This window comes from Xanthomarina spongicola, assembly GCF_003148645.1.
Taxonomy (GTDB): Bacteria; Bacteroidota; Bacteroidia; order Flavobacteriales; family Flavobacteriaceae; genus Xanthomarina; species Xanthomarina spongicola.
This window is the reverse complement of the sequence record NZ_QGGP01000002.1, coordinates 483985-501307: the sequence shown is the minus strand read 5'-3', so window position 1 is coordinate 501307 and position 17323 is coordinate 483985. Positions and strand designations below refer to the sequence as shown.

18 protein-coding genes are annotated in these 17323 nt (G+C 31.2%); 3 read left to right on the top strand and 15 right to left on the bottom strand.

What is annotated here, in order from left to right; genetic code table 11:
• Window positions 1-4 precede the first annotated feature (4 nt).
• The 13 genes from LX78_RS06260 to LX78_RS06200 all read right to left on the bottom strand — a co-directional run bounded on the left by LX78_RS06260 (window position 5) and on the right by LX78_RS06200 (window position 12148).
• Window positions 5-847, bottom strand: a complete 843-nt coding sequence (locus LX78_RS06260; RefSeq protein ID WP_109681780.1) for a hypothetical protein — start codon at window positions 845-847, stop codon at window positions 5-7.
• A gap of 56 nt (window positions 848-903) precedes the next feature.
• Window positions 904-1245 (bottom strand): hypothetical protein, encoded by a 342-nt coding sequence (locus LX78_RS06255; RefSeq protein WP_245881488.1) that lies wholly within the window; start codon window positions 1243-1245, stop codon window positions 904-906.
• A gap of 61 nt (window positions 1246-1306) precedes the next feature.
• Entirely contained in the window at window positions 1307-2071 is a 765-nt protein-coding gene (locus LX78_RS06250; RefSeq protein WP_109681778.1) for an LOG family protein, read from the bottom strand.
• 11 nt (window positions 2072-2082) lie between these two features.
• Window positions 2083-3204, bottom strand: a complete 1122-nt coding sequence (locus LX78_RS06245) for an ABC transporter permease (protein ID WP_109681777.1) — start codon at window positions 3202-3204, stop codon at window positions 2083-2085.
• 1 nt (window position 3205) lies between these two features.
• Complete coding sequence (locus LX78_RS06240) at window positions 3206-4312, bottom strand: ABC transporter permease (protein ID WP_109681776.1); 1107 nt, start codon at window positions 4310-4312, stop codon at window positions 3206-3208.
• The gene (locus LX78_RS06235) at window positions 4309-5037 is read right to left on the bottom strand and encodes an ABC transporter ATP-binding protein (RefSeq protein ID WP_109681921.1); all 729 of its coding nucleotides are present in this window, start codon (window positions 5035-5037) and stop codon (window positions 4309-4311) included. The genes LX78_RS06240 and LX78_RS06235 overlap by 4 nt, the downstream gene beginning before the upstream one ends.
• A gap of 43 nt (window positions 5038-5080) precedes the next feature.
• Complete coding sequence (locus LX78_RS06230; protein ID WP_109681775.1) at window positions 5081-5983, bottom strand: ABC transporter ATP-binding protein; 903 nt, start codon at window positions 5981-5983, stop codon at window positions 5081-5083.
• Window positions 5984-5989: 6 nt separating this feature from the next.
• Window positions 5990-6448, bottom strand: coding sequence for an OsmC family protein (locus LX78_RS06225; protein WP_109681774.1), 459 nt, complete (start codon window positions 6446-6448; stop codon window positions 5990-5992).
• A gap of 19 nt (window positions 6449-6467) precedes the next feature.
• Window positions 6468-6971, bottom strand: a complete 504-nt coding sequence (locus tag LX78_RS06220; RefSeq protein ID WP_109681773.1) for a hypothetical protein — start codon at window positions 6969-6971, stop codon at window positions 6468-6470.
• A gap of 24 nt (window positions 6972-6995) precedes the next feature.
• Window positions 6996-7889 (bottom strand): HlyD family secretion protein, encoded by an 894-nt coding sequence (locus LX78_RS06215; protein WP_109681772.1) that lies wholly within the window; start codon window positions 7887-7889, stop codon window positions 6996-6998.
• Between the two features lie 2 nt (window positions 7890-7891).
• Window positions 7892-9145 carry a TolC family protein gene (locus LX78_RS06210; RefSeq protein ID WP_109681771.1) on the bottom strand — a complete coding sequence of 418 codons (1254 nt, stop codon included), beginning with the start codon at window positions 9143-9145 and terminating at the stop codon, window positions 7892-7894.
• A 1-nt stretch (window position 9146) separates the two neighbouring features.
• Window positions 9147-9761 carry a TetR/AcrR family transcriptional regulator gene (locus LX78_RS06205; protein WP_109681770.1) on the bottom strand — a complete coding sequence of 205 codons (615 nt, stop codon included), beginning with the start codon at window positions 9759-9761 and terminating at the stop codon, window positions 9147-9149.
• A 95-nt stretch (window positions 9762-9856) separates the two neighbouring features.
• The gene (locus LX78_RS06200) at window positions 9857-12148 is read right to left on the bottom strand and encodes a type IA DNA topoisomerase (RefSeq protein ID WP_109681769.1); all 2292 of its coding nucleotides are present in this window, start codon (window positions 12146-12148) and stop codon (window positions 9857-9859) included.
• A gap of 149 nt (window positions 12149-12297) precedes the next feature.
• Here LX78_RS06200 and LX78_RS06195 point away from each other — a divergent pair, with 149 nt between their 5' ends.
• Genes LX78_RS06195 through arsB form a run of 3 tightly spaced genes read left to right on the top strand, consistent with a single transcriptional unit; the run spans window position 12298 to window position 14308 of the window.
• Window positions 12298-12630 (top strand): ArsR/SmtB family transcription factor, encoded by a 333-nt coding sequence (locus tag LX78_RS06195; RefSeq protein WP_109681768.1) that lies wholly within the window; start codon window positions 12298-12300, stop codon window positions 12628-12630.
• Between the two features lie 26 nt (window positions 12631-12656).
• Window positions 12657-13268: an arsenate-mycothiol transferase ArsC gene (locus tag LX78_RS06190; protein ID WP_185117702.1), complete on the top strand. Its 612-nt coding sequence runs from the start codon at window positions 12657-12659 to the stop codon at window positions 13266-13268.
• Window positions 13269-13270: 2 nt separating this feature from the next.
• Window positions 13271-14308 (top strand): ACR3 family arsenite efflux transporter, encoded by a 1038-nt coding sequence (arsB, locus tag LX78_RS06185; RefSeq protein WP_109681767.1) that lies wholly within the window; start codon window positions 13271-13273, stop codon window positions 14306-14308.
• A gap of 10 nt (window positions 14309-14318) precedes the next feature.
• On the opposite strand, the gene LX78_RS06180 is transcribed toward arsB, so the two are convergent.
• Window positions 14319-15218, bottom strand: coding sequence for a peptidoglycan DD-metalloendopeptidase family protein (locus LX78_RS06180; protein WP_109681766.1), 900 nt, complete (start codon window positions 15216-15218; stop codon window positions 14319-14321).
• Window positions 15219-15464: 246 nt separating this feature from the next.
• Complete coding sequence (locus tag LX78_RS06175) at window positions 15465-17318, bottom strand: adenylate/guanylate cyclase domain-containing protein (RefSeq protein WP_109681765.1); 1854 nt, start codon at window positions 17316-17318, stop codon at window positions 15465-15467.
• Window positions 17319-17323 lie beyond the last annotated feature (5 nt).

The following is a 17323-nucleotide window of genomic DNA, read 5'->3' as shown; positions in this document are numbered from 1 at the left end:
AGTTTTAAAATCTTAGAATCTCTGTCATTATTCCAAACCTAATGACAGATATTTGGTGTTGAAAATAAATATTGTAATAATCCATACCATGATAAAGCTGCATAAAGAAACCGATGTCTTCAAAAAACTTGGGATGGTAATAGAAAGTAAGCTTGGCGTTAAGTCTATCTAGGTCAAACATCTTTAAATCGTTATAATTATCTAGCATAAAGATGGTTTCAGCCTTTAGTGAAAACTTTGCTCTATCTTGTATTTTTGGTTTGTTTAGAGGAAACTTAAATGAAGTAAATGCATTGTTCCATCTTAAACCACTATATAGGCCTTGTAACTCGTCTTGCATCCAGTACTTTGGATGAATTTCAATAGAGCTTTTTAAGGTTTTAATGGCTTTTAATCTATTGCTGTAATCAGTTTGAATAAAACCTAATTCAATAAAATTTGTTGAAAAATTACCTGATTCTAAATTTATGGAACCATCTTCCAAATAAAACGCACCATCTTGGCCATTAGAATGATGTGCTAATCGTCCAAATAAAACAGAGTATTCTAACACACTTTTATTATTCAAGAGATAAAAAGCAGAAATTTGAGGAATATAACTAGGTGTTCGAATAGGATAGGAGTCCTCATTGTACATTCTAATAATAATCTGAGGCGTTAATATTGCTATAAGTTTAGAATCCTTTCGTTTTCTTATTACAAATGAAGGGTTAATATTGGCTTCAAATATTAAAGGTTCTATGTTTCCAATATCTGTAGGAAAGGTAATGTAACTATCACTTTGATTGATTAATGCTATTTTTTCTAATGAAAGTTTAGGTAAAAGTGAGTCTGAATCCTGTGCCATTAAATAAGAGGTAGAATTCAAAACAAGAATCAAAATGATTATTCTAAAATTCATTTTTACATATTTATTACTTTTTTTAATAGTGTTTTACGAAACATAAAGAATGCAATTAATGAAAAAGTGAACGTTAGTAATATTCTAAAGATCATGGCTTTTATGGTTTTTGTTTCATAAATCCCACCACTATTAATGTAAAATTGTAACGCAATAAAACTGATGATTAGAATTATTAAAGCTGATATTAACACCGAAAAAGTCCACTTTTGGCCTTTAATAAAACCATAAGCAGCAAGAAAATATAATAGACTGCAAATAAAATTTGCCCAAACAATAAAAAGGACATAGTTACCTTCTTTGACTCTAATATCAAACCAATCAAAAATTACCGAGCTACTCATAAACAAAGTAAGTATAGCAAACAACAATAGAACAATTGCACTAATTATATGTATAACCTTTTTATTTTTCATGAGTAATTGTCTTATTTCTTTGTTCACCAAGCCACCATTTTGGCCTATCTTGTTTGTTAATCAATCCAAATTTCTTTATGGAATGAGATCTAATATGAGCAATTAACTCCTCAACAGAATCGGTTACAAATAATAATTCCATATCTTCAGGACTTATACTCTCATTTTTTGCCATTAATTCAATGTGTTGGCATAATTCTTTATGATATTCTGAATCAAAAATAACCACAGGAAAATCTTGTATTATTTTGGTTTGGATAAGTGTTAATGCTTCAAAAAGTTCATCTAAAGTTCCAATACCTCCTGGCATAACTACAAAGGCGTAGGAGTATTTTACAAGAACAACTTTTCGTACAAAGAAGTATGGAATATTTATCCATTTATGGAGATAGGGATTTGGTTTCTGTTCAAAGGGTAAGATAATATTACATCCAACAGAATATCCTCCAGCTTCAAAAGCGCCTTTGTTAGCTGCCTCCATAATACCTGGACCTCCACCTGTCATTACTGTAAATCCTATTTTTGCTAATTCTGCTCCAATTTTTTCAGCATTTTTATAATGTTCAGAGTTTTGTGTAAATCTTGCAGAGCCAAAAACAGTAACACAAGGACCGATAAAATGCATCTTCCTAAATGCGTTAATAAAATTAAAAAACACTTTAAATGCAAAGGTTAATTCTTTGAAACGAGATAATGGTCCTCTAACAAACAAGGATTCGTCTGTTGAAAGTTTATGGTTTTTTTTTGTTTCCATAGTAGTGTGATTTAAGAGGTCTTCTTATAACTCCAAACAGCTAAGCCATTCATTATAAGAGCATAAACAATTGTCTTGATAAGTTGTGGTAATATGTCCATTAAGCCAGAACCTTTTAGCATAACCATACGCATCACCTCAACAAAGTATTTAATTGGGTTAAATTCTGTTAGTATTTGAGCCCATTCTGGCATGCTCTCTATAGGTGTAAACAAACCACTCATTAATATAAAAATGACCATAAAAAACCAAGCTATAAACATGGCTTGTTGTTGAGTATCAGTAAAATTGGAGATAAATAATCCCATACCTAGTATCACTAAAATATAAATAGAAGTGTAAGCATACATTAATAACAAACTCCCTACCATTGGAACATCAAAAATCAACCTTGCTAATAGTAATCCTATGGTTAATAAGCCCATACCAATAATCCAGAACGGAAAGAGTTTTCCAATAATAAACTGACTTTTCTTAATAGGTGTTACGTTTATTTGCTCTAAGGTGCCAATTTCTTTTTCACGAACAATATTCATTCCTGCAAGAAATAAAGTAATCATGGTCACTAACAGCACGAGAATTCCTGGAACCATATAGGTTTTATAGTTAAGAGTTTCGTTATACCAAAATAAAGGTATTGTATCTATGTTAACGGGTCGAATTTGTGTATCTGAAATTTGCATCAAATCCGTTTTAATATGCTTGTTATAGCTTTGTATTATTTGTGTAACATAAACGTTTTCTACACCAGCAGCTGCGCCATCTATGGCATTTATAGTAATTCCAAGATTTGACCTTTTCTCTTTTTGCAAATTACGTTCAAAATGTGAAGGTATTTCTAAAACAACATCCACTTCTCCTTTTAACATCGCTGAACTTGCAATGGCTTCTGATGGAAAATTGGTTAGGACATTAAAATAAGTTGATGCCTCGAATTTTTCTATTAAGGCTCTAGACGAAGAACTACGATCGTTGTCTATATAAGCAAATTTGATGTTTTTTACTTCAAAAGTTGCAGCATTAGATAGAATAACCAATTGGAGTAGTGGTAACACGAAAATAATAGGAAGCATGCCTTTATTTCTAAAAATTTGCTTGAACTCCTTTTGTATGATGTAGAAAATTATCTTCATATTATTCCAATCTAATTTTATACTTTTTCACACTTAACCCAATAAAAAACACTGTCATTCCCAATAAAATCAATGTTTCTTTCCATATAAATTGTAAACCAACACCTTTTAACATAATCCCTTTTAAAATAATGATAAACCATTTTGCTGGAATGGCGTTACTTATAATCTGTAATGGTAGAGGCATACTTGAAATAGGAAAAATAAAGCCAGATAGCAAAATTACTGGAAGCATTAGTCCCATTAAGGAAATCATCATGGCTGTTTGCTGTGTTGCAGAAATGGTTGAAATTAAAATACCTAAAGCTAAAGCCGAAATAATAAACAACACACTCTCAACACCTAATAAGAACAGACTTCCTTGAACTGGCATTTTAAAAATGAATATGCTTAATAAAACAATAACAATGGCATTGATTATAGAGAGGAAAATATAAGGAAACACCTTGCCAATAATGACTTGAAAAGGTTTAATAGGAGATACTAATAAAATTTCCATAGTACCAAGTTCTTTTTCTCTTGTTATGGAAATGGAAGTCATCATGGCAGACACCAACATTAAAATAATGGTCATAACGCCAGGAACAAACATATAGACACTTTTTAGTTCTGGATTATAAACCATTCTTGGTTGTGGAACTATTATATAGTTAATCTTAATAGCTTTGTTTTGTTCTTGTTGGTATTTTTGCAAAATTGAACTTACATAATTACTTATGGTATTTGCTGTGTTAGGGTCAGTGGCATCTGTAATTATTTGAACTGTAGCTTTATGATCTTTGACTAGGTTTTTACTGAAATCTTTTTCAAAGTTTAAAACTGCCTTTACTTTTCCTTTTTTGAAAACAGCTTCAATATCGTCTTCACGTTCAATAAGTTGTTTGATGCTGAAATATTTAGAGGCAGAAATTTTATTAATAATCTCTTTGGTAGTGGCATCTTTAGAATGATCTAAAATGGCAATATCCACATTGTTAATTTCATTTGTAATAGCAAAACCAAAAAGTAAAATTTGAACAATAGGCATTCCAAAAAGTATAAACAATGAGCGTCTATCTCTAAAAATATGATAAAATTCTTTGGTAATAAAGCCTATAAATCGTTTCATCCTCTGGCCAATTTTAAAAACACATCATTCATACTATCAACTTGAAATTGTTTCTTTAATTCCTTTGGAGTATCTAACGCTTCAATTTTACCATTTACCATTATCGAAACACGATCGCAGTACTCAGCTTCATCCATATAGTGAGTAGTAACAAAAATGGTGGTACCTTGGTGTGCTGCTCTGTAAATCATTTCCCAGAACTGACGTCTGGTTATTGGATCGACACCTCCTGTTGGTTCATCTAAAAACACAATTTTTGGTTCGTGCAATAAGGCAACTGAAAACGAAATTTTCTGTTTCCAGCCTAATGGCAGAGAACCAACTAATTGATTGGCAACTTCCTCCAAGCCTAAGTCTTCAATAAGCTCTTTGGTTTTTTCTTTAATCTTTATTTTAGTAAGTCCGTAAATGCCACCAAAAAAAGTAATATTTTCTTTAACAGTTAAATCGTCGTACAAAGCAAACTTCTGACTCATATAACCAATGTTTTTCTTAATGTCTTCAGCTTGAGTAGAAACATCAAAACCTGCTACATGTGCTTGCCCAGATGTTGGATTAGAAATGCCAATAAGCATTTTTATAGCTGTAGTTTTTCCTGCACCATTGGCTCCAAGAAATCCAAAAATCTCTCCTTTTTTAACTTCAAAAGTAATGGCATTTACAGCTGTAAAATCCCCAAACATTTTGGTTAAGCCTTCTGCTTGAATGACGTTGGTATTGTTCATGTTTTTCATTAAAACCTACAAGGTTTTGAGACTTTGAAGGTTGTTATTTTGCCAATTCCATAAAGCTATCCTCTATGGTTGCTTGGGTTCTTTCTATACTTATATTAGATAGATTTTGCGCTTCTAAATATGTTTTTAATTCTTTAGGATTAAAATCTGAACGTGTATCAGTATAATGCACAAATTCCCCAAAGGGATACACACTATGTTTATGTTGGTAGGCCTTTAGACTATTAATTAATTGATACATGTTATTGGCACTTACATCGTAAATGGTTTTAGGATACTGTTTCACAATATTTTCAGGAGTATCAATCTGTAATATTTCTCCATCTTGAATAAGTGCAATTCTATCACATAAAGCAGCTTCATCCATATAAGGTGTGGACACCAAAATGGTAATGCCTTTTTGTTGTAAGCGCTTTAGCATCTCCCAAAATTCTTTTCTTGAAACAGGATCTACTCCAGTTGTTGGTTCATCTAGAAACAAGACTTTTGGTTTATGAATTAAAGCACAACTTAAGGCAAGTTTTTGTTTCATGCCACCAGACAATTTTCCAGCTCTTCGGTCTTTAAAAGGTTCTATTTGAACGTAAATATCTTTTATAAGATCGTAGTTTTCTTCTATGCTGGTTCCAAAAATGGTAGCAAAGAAGTTTAGGTTTTCCTCAATGGTTAAATCCTGATATAAAGAGAATCTTCCAGGCATATAACCCACATGTTTTCTAATTTCCTTAAAGTCTTTTAACACATCTAATCCTGCAACTGTAGCTTCACCTTCATTAGCAATTAACAAAGTGGTTAAGATTCTAAAAAGCGTGGTTTTTCCTGCTCCATCTGGCCCAATGAGCCCAAAAAGCTCATTGGGTTTGACTTCAAATGATATATTCTGTAAGGCTTTTACATCTTTATAAGATTTTGATATGTTTGAAACTGAAATTCCCAAGACTATCTAATTTTGTACAATTATTGTTGATTTTAAGGTAACTTTAGATGTAATGGAATTAGAGATTAAGCACGCTTTTTCCGATTTCTCTATAATACGTTCTGCACGATCACGTTGTTTTTTATCTGCTATAACTACTTCAGGGAACAATTGAATTTCACTCATAACAAACTTGCCATCTACTTTCTCCAAAATACCTTTCGATGGACATTTAAAACTGATAAACTCTAATTTTGAATATCCAGAGATTGCCAAAAAGGTCGTCATTAAACAACTGCTAACTGCTGCAGTAAACAAATGTTCTGGAGACCAAATATGTGGCATACCATTAGGAAATTCAGGAGGTGTTGCAACTTCTAAACAGTTGGTCTCTTGAGTTTCTGCATTGTTTAATTCTGGAGAACACATGATACCTTTTCTATCTTGCGTCCAAGTAACATCTACATTATAAACATGTTTTTCCATGATGATTTATATTTAGAGATTATTTGAAATAATTGTCATAAGCATTTACATTCTCTGTAATACTTTGTTTTATTTTTGCTGCTTCTTCTAAATTATTAGTTTCTGCAAGTGCATCAATTTTTTCCATTAATGGAAGTAACCATACATGTAAATTATCATGAGAAGGCCCTTTCATGGTACATTCCTTTATAACATAATTTTTTGCATGAGTTAATTCTGCAGCAAGGTTGTGATATTCTTCTAAGGTATTGGTGTCTATAGATTTTAACATTTCTTTCATTTTTTGAACACCTTCGTTTGTTTCAATATTTGCTAACCATTGAGATCCATTATCTAATTGAATCTCATTCATCCAGTTGTTGTTTAATACATTACCTTCAGAAGGTGCGTCATGATTTTGATGAGAAACTTCTTCAAGTTCTACTTTCGTGTTTTGTTCTGTAGCATGTGCTTCTTTTTTGCTGTTATTACAACTTGAAAGGATAAATGCCATCATTGCGATTGATAAAAGTGTTTTTTTCATAATATATAATTTTAAGGGTTGATTTTATTTTTTTAGCCACATTTCGGCTGGCATACCAATTTTTAAACTACCATCGTTTATAACTGCTATTTTTACTGCATAAACCAAGGCTACTCGTTCTTCTTTTGTTTGAATAATTTTTGGAGTGAACTCAGCCTCCGAGGCAATCCATGTAACAGTTCCTTCGTAATCTTTCATGGTATCTTGATTGTCAATTTTTACATTAACATTTTCACCAATTTTTATATTTGCTAATTGTGTTTCACTTATAAAAACACGTAATTCCATGGTGTTTAAATCGGCTATTTTGTAAAGTGGTTTTCCAAAAGCCGTAATCTCACCAGGTTCAGTATATTTAGTTAAAACAGTTCCGTTTATCGGATTAATTATTTTACATTTTTTAATTTGGTCATCAATTTGTTTTAACTGGATATCTATACTTTTAAGTTCGTTTACTACTGGAGCATTCTGGATTTCTACACTTCGTATCTGTTGTTTAATAACATCAATCTCACCTAAAACATCATCTAATTGTTTTTGTGTTCCTGCATTATCTTTTATTAAATTTTTTGTTCTGGTTTTATTGGTATTGGCTGTTTTTAGCTTAGCATGCAATACATCAATTTGAGATAAAACTCCTTGTGATTTAGACCTAATAACTTCTTTCGAGACTAAAAGTTGTTCGCGTTTTAAAGACAATGGTATAGTGTCTATATATCCTATAAAAGTTTCTTTTTTAAGCTCATCGCCTTCATTTACTTGAAATGTCATGAGTTTACCATTATTTTCAGCTGAAACGGTTATCTCTGTGGCTTCAAAATTACCATAACCATCAGCTTTCCCATTAGAGTCGCTGCAAGATGCCATACTTAAAATGCCTAAGCTAACTGCTATATAATATGTGTGTATTTGTTTCATATTTAGTGTCCTTGAGTGATGTTATAATTTGCTTTAGCTAATTCCAATTGAATATTGTGGGTTACCAACATATTTTCAGCTTCAAATAAATTGGTCAATTCAGTAATATAAGTTGAAGTGGTTATTACGCCATTCTTTAGTTGAGATTCTGTGGCCAACAATACGTCTTTTCTAAGTTGGATAATTTCTGAATCTATGACTATATTTTTAGAAATTTTATCAATTTCTGTTTGATATTGATTAAGTTCAATATTGGTGTTTAATTGAAAAATTTCAGTTTCATTATTAACAATATCTTTATTAATGATTAAGGATTCGCGTTTCTTTTTATTAGCATTCCAATCAAACACATTCCAGTTCAATTTCATACCAACAATATAAAATGGTTCAAATGTATTGTCTAACATATTTAAGCCAGGATTTCCAATACCACCAGAAGCAAAGCCAACTAATTTTGGAATATTGTCTTTTTGAATAAGCAGTTCTTGACTTTCAATTTCCTCTTTTTTTAATTGAAACAATTCCATCTCTGGACGTTGAGCTGTAGGAGTGAGGCTTGTTGAGATATTTGGTTCTTGAAATATGGTTGATATACTTAAAGGTTTACCAATTATAGAAGACAATGTCTCAATCAACACCTTTTTATTATTATTGATTTCTAAAAACTGCTGTTTGATTCTTAACAATTCAGCTTCAATCATTTTGTCTGATGATGGTAATATTGTTCCATATTGAATACCAGATTTTACTTCTTTAAGTTTAGTTTCTAACTGGATTTCCTTTGCCTTTAATAAGCTAAAAGATTCATTTGAAAGTAAAATGGAAAAATATAACTGATTGATACGTTGTTTTAATTGGTAAAGACTTACTTCTAATTGCTTTTGTTGTGTTTTTAATTGTGCCGATTTTACTTTAGATGAAGCATCAATAGAACCACCATGATATATTAACTGATTAACGGAAAGTGTTGCACGATATTGATCGTTATTTGGTGGTTCCACTCCTGAATTTGGAATTGGAATTTGGGTAACATCAGACTGATACCAAGCTTCTGCATTAAAATTCAATTGAGGTAGTTTTGCAGTGTTTAAAGCATCTAATTCTAATGCATTTTTATTATCTAATAACGCTCTTTGTTTAACTAATGGATAGTTTTCAGAAACCAACTGATAGCAGGCTTCCAACGTAATTTGCTGCTGCGCGTTACTTTGTAAGATTAATAAAAAGAAAACCAATATGCTAAAAGTTGTTTTCATTTTAATGCTGTTTTATTGAATTGATAATAAATTCTGAAACTTCAGTTTTTCTTTGTTCTATAAGTCGCTCAAAACCTTTGTCATCTTCTTTAGTAAATGCTTTTATAAGTGGTTTTGCAACAAATGGAAAAATATTTAACGATAAAATATTAATGAATAGCTGATCTCCTTTGGTTGGTTTTAAATTCCCTTGACTTACTTCTAAATCCACTTGAGCTTTAAATTTTTCAATATTAAGTAACGTGTTGTTTTTTTGAATGGTAATAATAAAATCTGGGTTTCTATTTAGTTCTTGTATGATGAAGTTTGGTAAATAAGGATGCTTCATAATAAAAGAGATATAATTAGTTGTGAAGTTTCTAATTTTATCTTCTATTGAAGAATCATCATTTAAAATTTTGTTTAATTGTGGAGCTAATAAGGAAAAAGCACTTTTAAAAACAGCTTCAAATAGTAACTGTTTATTTCTATAGTAATAATGAAGCATCGCTTTATTTATACCTGCATTATCTGCAATCTCTTGCATTCTTGCTCCATCCATACCTTTTGTCTGAAAGACATTTTTTGCAGCTTCAAGGATTTGTTCTTCCGTATTTTCGTCTTTAGTTCTTGCCATTTAACTGTATAGTTTAACCATTTGGTTAACAAAGATACTAAAATATTTCAATTGCACTAAAAATGAATAGAATAATTTAATTGGTAGGTGGTAATCTAATGAGAATTTGTTAGAATATGGTATACTAATTCTTTGGTAAGAGCTTTGTTTCCGGCCTGTTTTTTTAAATCATCAAAAGAAAATCTAAAATCACAACCCTCTTTATAAGCAGAGCATCCATAAGCTGTCTTGCCTTTGATGACGGTTCCTTTTTGACATTTCGGACAAGCTAAAGTGTCTGGAATAGATTTTAATTTGGCTTTCTTTGGTTCTAAAACAAGTTGAAAATTATCGTCTAAACACAATAGGCCTTCAGTTGTTCCGGAATCGGTTTTAAAACCTTTTAAATTAACAGTAGAGCCTTTTTGAAGGAGTCTGATGTATTGTTTTTCTGAAATCTTTTTGCCGTAAATTTCAAATGGTAAAATAAATTTACAACCATCACTATACGCAGAACAACCATAAGCTTTTTTTCCTTTGATTAGGGTTTCTTTTTGACATTTTGGGCAGGTTTCTACAGTAATCCCAGCTTTTTGCTTTTGCTCTGTTTTGGCTTGTCTTTGTTTAACGACTGTAGCTTGAGAGATATTGGCTCTGGTAGTTTCACTTCGAACTTCGTAAACCAATTCATCAACCATTTTTTTCATGTTAATTATAAACTGACTCGCACTAAATGTTCCTTTTTCTATATCTTTTAATTGCTTTTCCCACAAACCAGTTAATTCAGCAGATTTGAGTAATTCATTTTGTATAGTATCAATTAAGGCAATTCCTGTAACTGTAGGTAATATTTGCTTTTTATTTCGTTTTATATATTGACGCTTAAAAAGTGTTTCAATAATATTAGCACGAGTCGATGGTCTACCAATTCCATTTTCTTTCATTAAATCTCTTAACTCATCATCGTCTACCTGTTTGCCTGCTGTTTCCATAGCGCGTAGGAGAGAGGCTTCTGTAAATTGATTTGGTGGCTTAGTTTGTTTTTCTAAAAAACTAGGTTCATGTGGTCCTTTTTCACCCTTAACAAATGTTGGAAGCATATTGGCTTCTTTCTTTTCTTTTTCGTCTGATTCGAAAACCACTCGCCAACCTTTCTTTAAGATTTCTTTACCTGTTGTTTTAAAATTGACATCAGCAGCTTTTCCAATTACTGTGGTATTTGATACAGAACAATCTTCATAAAAAACAGCAATAAAGCGCTTGACGATAATATCATAAACCTGTTGTTGATTGTATTGCAAATTTGTTTGAATGCCTGTTGGAATTATTGCATGGTGATCGGTTACTTTTTTATCGTTAAAAACTTTAGACGATTTCTTTATTTTCTTCCCTAAAAGTGGTTGTGTTAAAGTAGCGTAATTAGTGAGTTTTTGAAGTATGCCAGCTACTTTTGGATACACATCGTTTGGTAGAAAAGTAGTATCGACTCTTGGATACGTAACCACTTTCATTTCATATAACTTTTGAACTAACTTCAACGTCTCATCTGCCGAAAATCCGAACTTCGTATTACAATACACTTGTAAACCCGTTAAATCAAAGAGTTTTGGCGCATATTCCTTTCCTTTCTTTTTGGTTACAGATTCAATTTCAAATTCGTGTTCTTTTACTTTATTGGCTAAAACCTCACCATCTTCCATCTTTGTAAACCGACCTTCTTCATAAGAAAATAAAGTATCTCGATACATGGTTTGAAGTTCCCAATACGCTTGTGGTTTAAAATTTTCAATTTCTTTAAATCTACTTACAACCATCGCTAGAGTAGGTGTCTGCACACGACCAACAGAAAGTACTTGCTTGTATCCACCATGTTTTACAGTAAATAGCCTTGTTGCATTCATGCCTAATAGCCAATCTCCAATAGCTCTTGAAAACCCTGCATAATAGAGGTTATCATAATTCTCAGAAGGCTTTAAATTGTTAAATCCTTCTTTTATAGCTTCTGTTGTAAGTGAAGAAATCCAAAGTCGTTCAACTTTACCTTTATAATTGGCCTGATCTAAAACCCAACGTTGAATGAGTTCTCCTTCTTGACCAGCATCACCACAGTTGATAACCACGTCTGCTTTATCGAATAAACTCTTGACAATTTTAAATTGCTTTTGAATTCCAGAATTACTAACCACTTTCGTTTTAAACTTCTCTGGAAGCATAGGTAAATTGTTTAAATCCCAACTTTTCCAATGTGGTTTATAGTCATTTGGTTCCATTAATGTGCATAAATGCCCAAATGTATATGTTACAGCATAACCATTACCTTCATAATATCCATCATGTCTGTTTGTTGCTCCAAGAACAGAAGCAATTTCTCTAGCAACACTAGGTTTTTCGGCAATACATACTTTCATTTAATTTGTTTTAATAGACATGCAAAGTACATCTTTTTTATAAAAAGGAAACCTCTAATATTAACTCAATTTTCATTTTTTATTAAAAATAGTTGTGTTATATATCTCTTAATCGTAATATTGCAATTAATGGATAAATAATTAGAGTTATGGGATTAACAAAATCTGAAATGTTTACCGATGAACAAAATAAAATAGCTTTGATTGCTAAAGCTTTTGGTCATCCAGCAAGAATAGCCATTCTGCAACATCTCTTTAAAATAAATAGTTGTGTTTGTGGCGATTTGGTAAACGAAATAGGCTTGGCACAACCAACCATTTCTCAGCATTTAAAAGAACTTAAAAATCTTGGTATTATTAAAGGAAACATAGAAGGAACCAGTGTTTGTTATTGTATTAATCAAGATGAATGGCAAAATATTAGAATATTGTTTACGCAGTTTTTAGAACAGGTAACAATTAAAGATGGTGATTGTTGCTAATTAATTTTAATGAATATAAGTTTGTGATGTATAAAAAAATTACAGATATAATTAACTCCTTGGATGTTACTAGTATTCCAAAAGAACGCCAAGCTTTATTAAATATACTTGTTGGTTACATTCAAGAAAAGGTTTCAAATAAAGAAGAAGTTCGTCTAAATTTCATCTGCACTCATAATTCCAGACGTAGCCATTTATCTCAAGTTTGGGCTCAAACAATGGCTCATTATTTTCAAATAAATCAAGTGAATTGTTTTTCTGGAGGAACAGAAGCAACAGCTTTATATCCTATGGTTGCTAAAACTTTAGAGCAAATGGGTTTTCAAATCACTAAGTTATCTGAAAATAAAAATCCGGTTTATAATATCAAATTTTCAGAAAATGAATCTCCAATTATCGGTTTTTCAAAAACGTTCGATGATGCTTTTAATCCAGAATCAAATTTTGCTGCTATCATGACTTGTTCGCAGGCTGATGCAGGATGTCCTTATATTATTGGAGCAGAAAAACGGATTCCAATAACCTATGAAGATCCAAAAATTTCAGATAATACTTCAAAGCAAACTAAAGTATATACAAACCGAAGTTTGCAAATAGCAACCGAAATGTATTATGTTTTTTCACAAATCAAAAAATAATAATGGCTTCAACAAAAAAATTAAGTTTTCTAGATAGTTATTTAACACTTTGGATTTTTATTGCCATGGCCATTGGAGTAGGTGTTGGTTATCTTTTTCCTTCAATTCCTAGTTATATCAATACGTTTAGTAGTGGATCGACTAATATTCCTATTGCTATTGGATTAATTTTAATGATGTATCCACCACTTGCAAAAGTAAATTACGCCTTATTGCCAAAGATTTTTAAGGACGTTAAAATCCTTTCTATTTCCTTGGTTCTAAATTGGGTTATTGGTCCAATATTGATGTTTATTCTTGCCATCACTTTTCTACAGGATTATCCCGAATACATGGTTGGTTTGATTCTAATAGGTCTTGCCAGATGTATTGCCATGGTTTTGGTCTGGAACGATCTAGCTGAAGGTAGTAGCGAATATGGAGCAGGTTTGGTAGCATTAAACAGTATTTTTCAAGTATTTGCCTATAGTTTTTATGCCTGGATTTTTATAACCATATTACCACCATACTTTGGATTTGAAGGCGCTATTGTTGATATTTCTATAGCTACAATAGCCGAAAGTGTTGCCATTTATTTAGGCATTCCGTTTTTATTAGGTTTTTTAAGCAGGAAGATTTTAGTGAAATTAAAAGGAGAAACTTGGTATAACACTGTTTTTATTCCTAAAATTTCACCAATCACCTTAATAGCTTTATTGTTTACTATAGTCGTGATGTTTTCGCTTAAAGGAGAATTAATTGTTCAAATCCCAATGGATGTTTTAATTATTGCAGTTCCATTATTAATTTACTTTGCCATCATGTTCTTAATAGGCTTTTTTGTTAGCAAAGCACTTGGAGCTACGTACGATAAAAATGCAGCCATTGCATTTACTGCAGCAGGAAATAACTTCGAATTAGCTATTGCTGTTGCTATTGCAGTTTTTGGGTTGAATTCTGGACAAGCCTTTGCAGGCGTTATTGGTCCTTTGGTAGAAGTACCTGCATTAATCCTCTTAGTAAGAGTGGCGTTTTGGTTAAGAAAGAAGTATTACGTTTAATAAATCTTATTTATTCTATAATTAGTTTCTGTCCAATACGTAAAGTACTATTGTATTTTAAATGATTGCTTTTACATAATGCACTAATACTTGTATTATTTCTAGAAGAAATTCGAGATAAAGTATCACCTTTCTTAACAATATAAACTCGTGCTGGCTTATTCATGCTAGCTATAGCTTCTTCTTCAGTTGAGAATATTTCTAGTTTACTTTGACGTTTGCTATTGTGTAATTCTGGTCTCGTCCATGTTTTAGTAATCCAGATATCTTTTGCTCGAACTTGGTTTGTTTCATCAAAATATAATAGATTTTCTGGATGTATATAAATGCCATTATAAGTTATTTCTAAATGCAAATGACTTCCTCTAGCATTTCCAGACGTTCCACCTTTACCTAAATAAGATCCTGCTACAACAGAATCATTTTCCTTAACACCATATCTAGATAAATGTGCATAAGTTGTCTCTAATCCGTTAAAATGCCTAACTACAACAGTTCTTCCATGCCCAGAACTATAATCTGCAAATCTAACCACACCATCAAACATGGCATACAAACTATCTCCTGTTACCAGATCGATATCTATACCTTTGTGAGCTCTACCTTTTCTCCAGCCATAACGTGAGGTTATTACTTTGTTTTTTGAAATAGGAGAGATATAGTTTGAGTCTTTAAACTGAATGTGCAATGGATATGTAACTTCTGTATTATAATCTATTTTTACTTTGCTGGTATCCCAAAAGTCGGCTGTAATATCTACAGTGTGTTCTTTAATATTCAAATCTGTTAGATACTGACTTAAGCTATCTATAAATATAGTAGATTCAATAGAATTGACTTCAGGTGACATATTCTGAGAAAAAGTAGTGTAGGTTGTACACAAAAAAACTAAGGCAATAAATGACTTCATATACTATTTACTTTCAAAACATTCAAGCGTTATTAAGAATGATTTGGCTTCGATTAAATTGTTAAACTCGACGAAAATAGTAAAAAGAACGTTCAAATACACAAAACATTATCATTTGATGCCAATTTATGATAACATTTAACATTTTACAATATCATATATATTATAATAAATAGATAATCAGCGTGTTACAGTTTTAGAAGTGATGAAAAATTTAACAAAAAATAACATTTTTGTGTACCTTTATTAATTAGTAAGATGACTTGTTTGAAGTTTAGAAAATTCATTACCATCCTTCATTCCATAAACAAAATACATATTTAATAAGCCTCTGTTTTTTACTTTCATTTTTCCACGATATTCACAAGCAAAAGAGTCTTTTATTAGTGAATAAGTATTTTCTGATATGTTTATTTTACCAGGTTCTGAATTAGTTTCCATTCTGGATGCAATATTTACAGTATCTCCCCAAATATCGTACGAAAATTTCTTAGTACCTACAATACCAGCTACTACAGGACCTGTATGTATACCTATTCGAATATCATAGCGAGTTAAATTTTCAGGATTATTTAATTTTGATTTGGAGACAAATTCTAATATTTCAAATGCTGCTAATATCATGGTATTAGCATGAGTATGCGATAAATTATGCAAGCCACCTGCACACATATAGGCATCTCCAATGGTTTTAATCTTTTCTAAGCCATGTTTTTCAATAATAGCATCAAATTTTGAAAAATAGAAATCAATACTTTCTACTAATTTTTCTGGAGATAAATTTTCTGCATAGTGGGTAAAATCTTTAAAATCTGTAAATAATACAGTTACTGATTCGAATTTTTTGGCTTGTACTTTTCCATTCAGTTTGAGTTCTTGTGCTGTTTCTTCTGGTAAAATATTCAACAATAAGTTATCTGAACGTTCTTTTTCTTGTTCTATAATCTTTTTGGTGGATCGAACATATATAAAACGTCTGTATAGACCAAAAGCAAATAGAATAAGGGCTAAAAGGGCTGCAAAGGTTGAATATACTATAATTCGTTGATTCTTTTTTTGCTGATTAAGAAGGTCAACTTGAATTTGTTTTTGAGACACTTCAAAATTGGTGCGCAAATCTGCCATTGCCTGTACAGAATGAATGTTATTAACACTGTCTCTATAAATAATGTGGTTTTTAAAATAAGTATAAGAATCTTCGATATTTCCTGAGTCTTCATAGAGTCTAGATAGCTTCAAGTTTGCATCACTAATTTGATCTTTTAAACCAAGAGAAGAAGAAAGCTCTAAACTTCTTTTAGCGTTGTTAAAAGCTTCAGTTAGATTACCCTCTTCTGCATAAATATCTGATAAATATAAAAGATACACAGAAATAGCATAGTAGTCATCAAAAGGTTCAAGACTTGATATTGCTTCATTTAAATATGTTTTAGCTAGGTCATATTTTCCTTGTTCTGTATAAACCATGCCTATATTTCCCGTATTATAAGCTGTTCCTCTTTCAAAATTTATGTTTTTAAAAATCGTGCCAGATTCTTTAAAATTTGATAAGGCTTCTTCATATTTTTTTATGTGAAAATAATTATCACCTGAATTTAAAAGGGCTGAACCTAAAGGTATAGAATCGTTTAATTTTCTTATAATTTGAATCCCTTTATTGTAATATTCAGTTGCATTTTCTTTATTTTCCATAATGGAATACGTATCTGCAATAGAAATTAATACAGCCCCAATTCCTTGTTCATCTTTTAACTGATAGTTTAATTCTAAACATTTTAAGAAATATTGTAATGCTTCAACATTATTACCTTTGTTTGATAAAGCATATCCTTTATTTAAATAGCCTCTTTTTAAATGGTTAATTGAATCTGGTGTAGCTTTATCAATTAATAAATCAGAATAATGTAACAATGTATCTGGATTGATTTCAGACATTAAAATACTACTTAGTATTTCTAATTCACTTTCTTTATAGTCTCCAGTATTATAAAGTGTTTTTAAACTATCTGCCTGTTTTTGTTCTTGAGAGTAAGCAGCTTGAATAAAAAAATAAAAACAGCCTATTAACAAGTAATAGGCTTTAAAATGTTTTATACACATGGTCA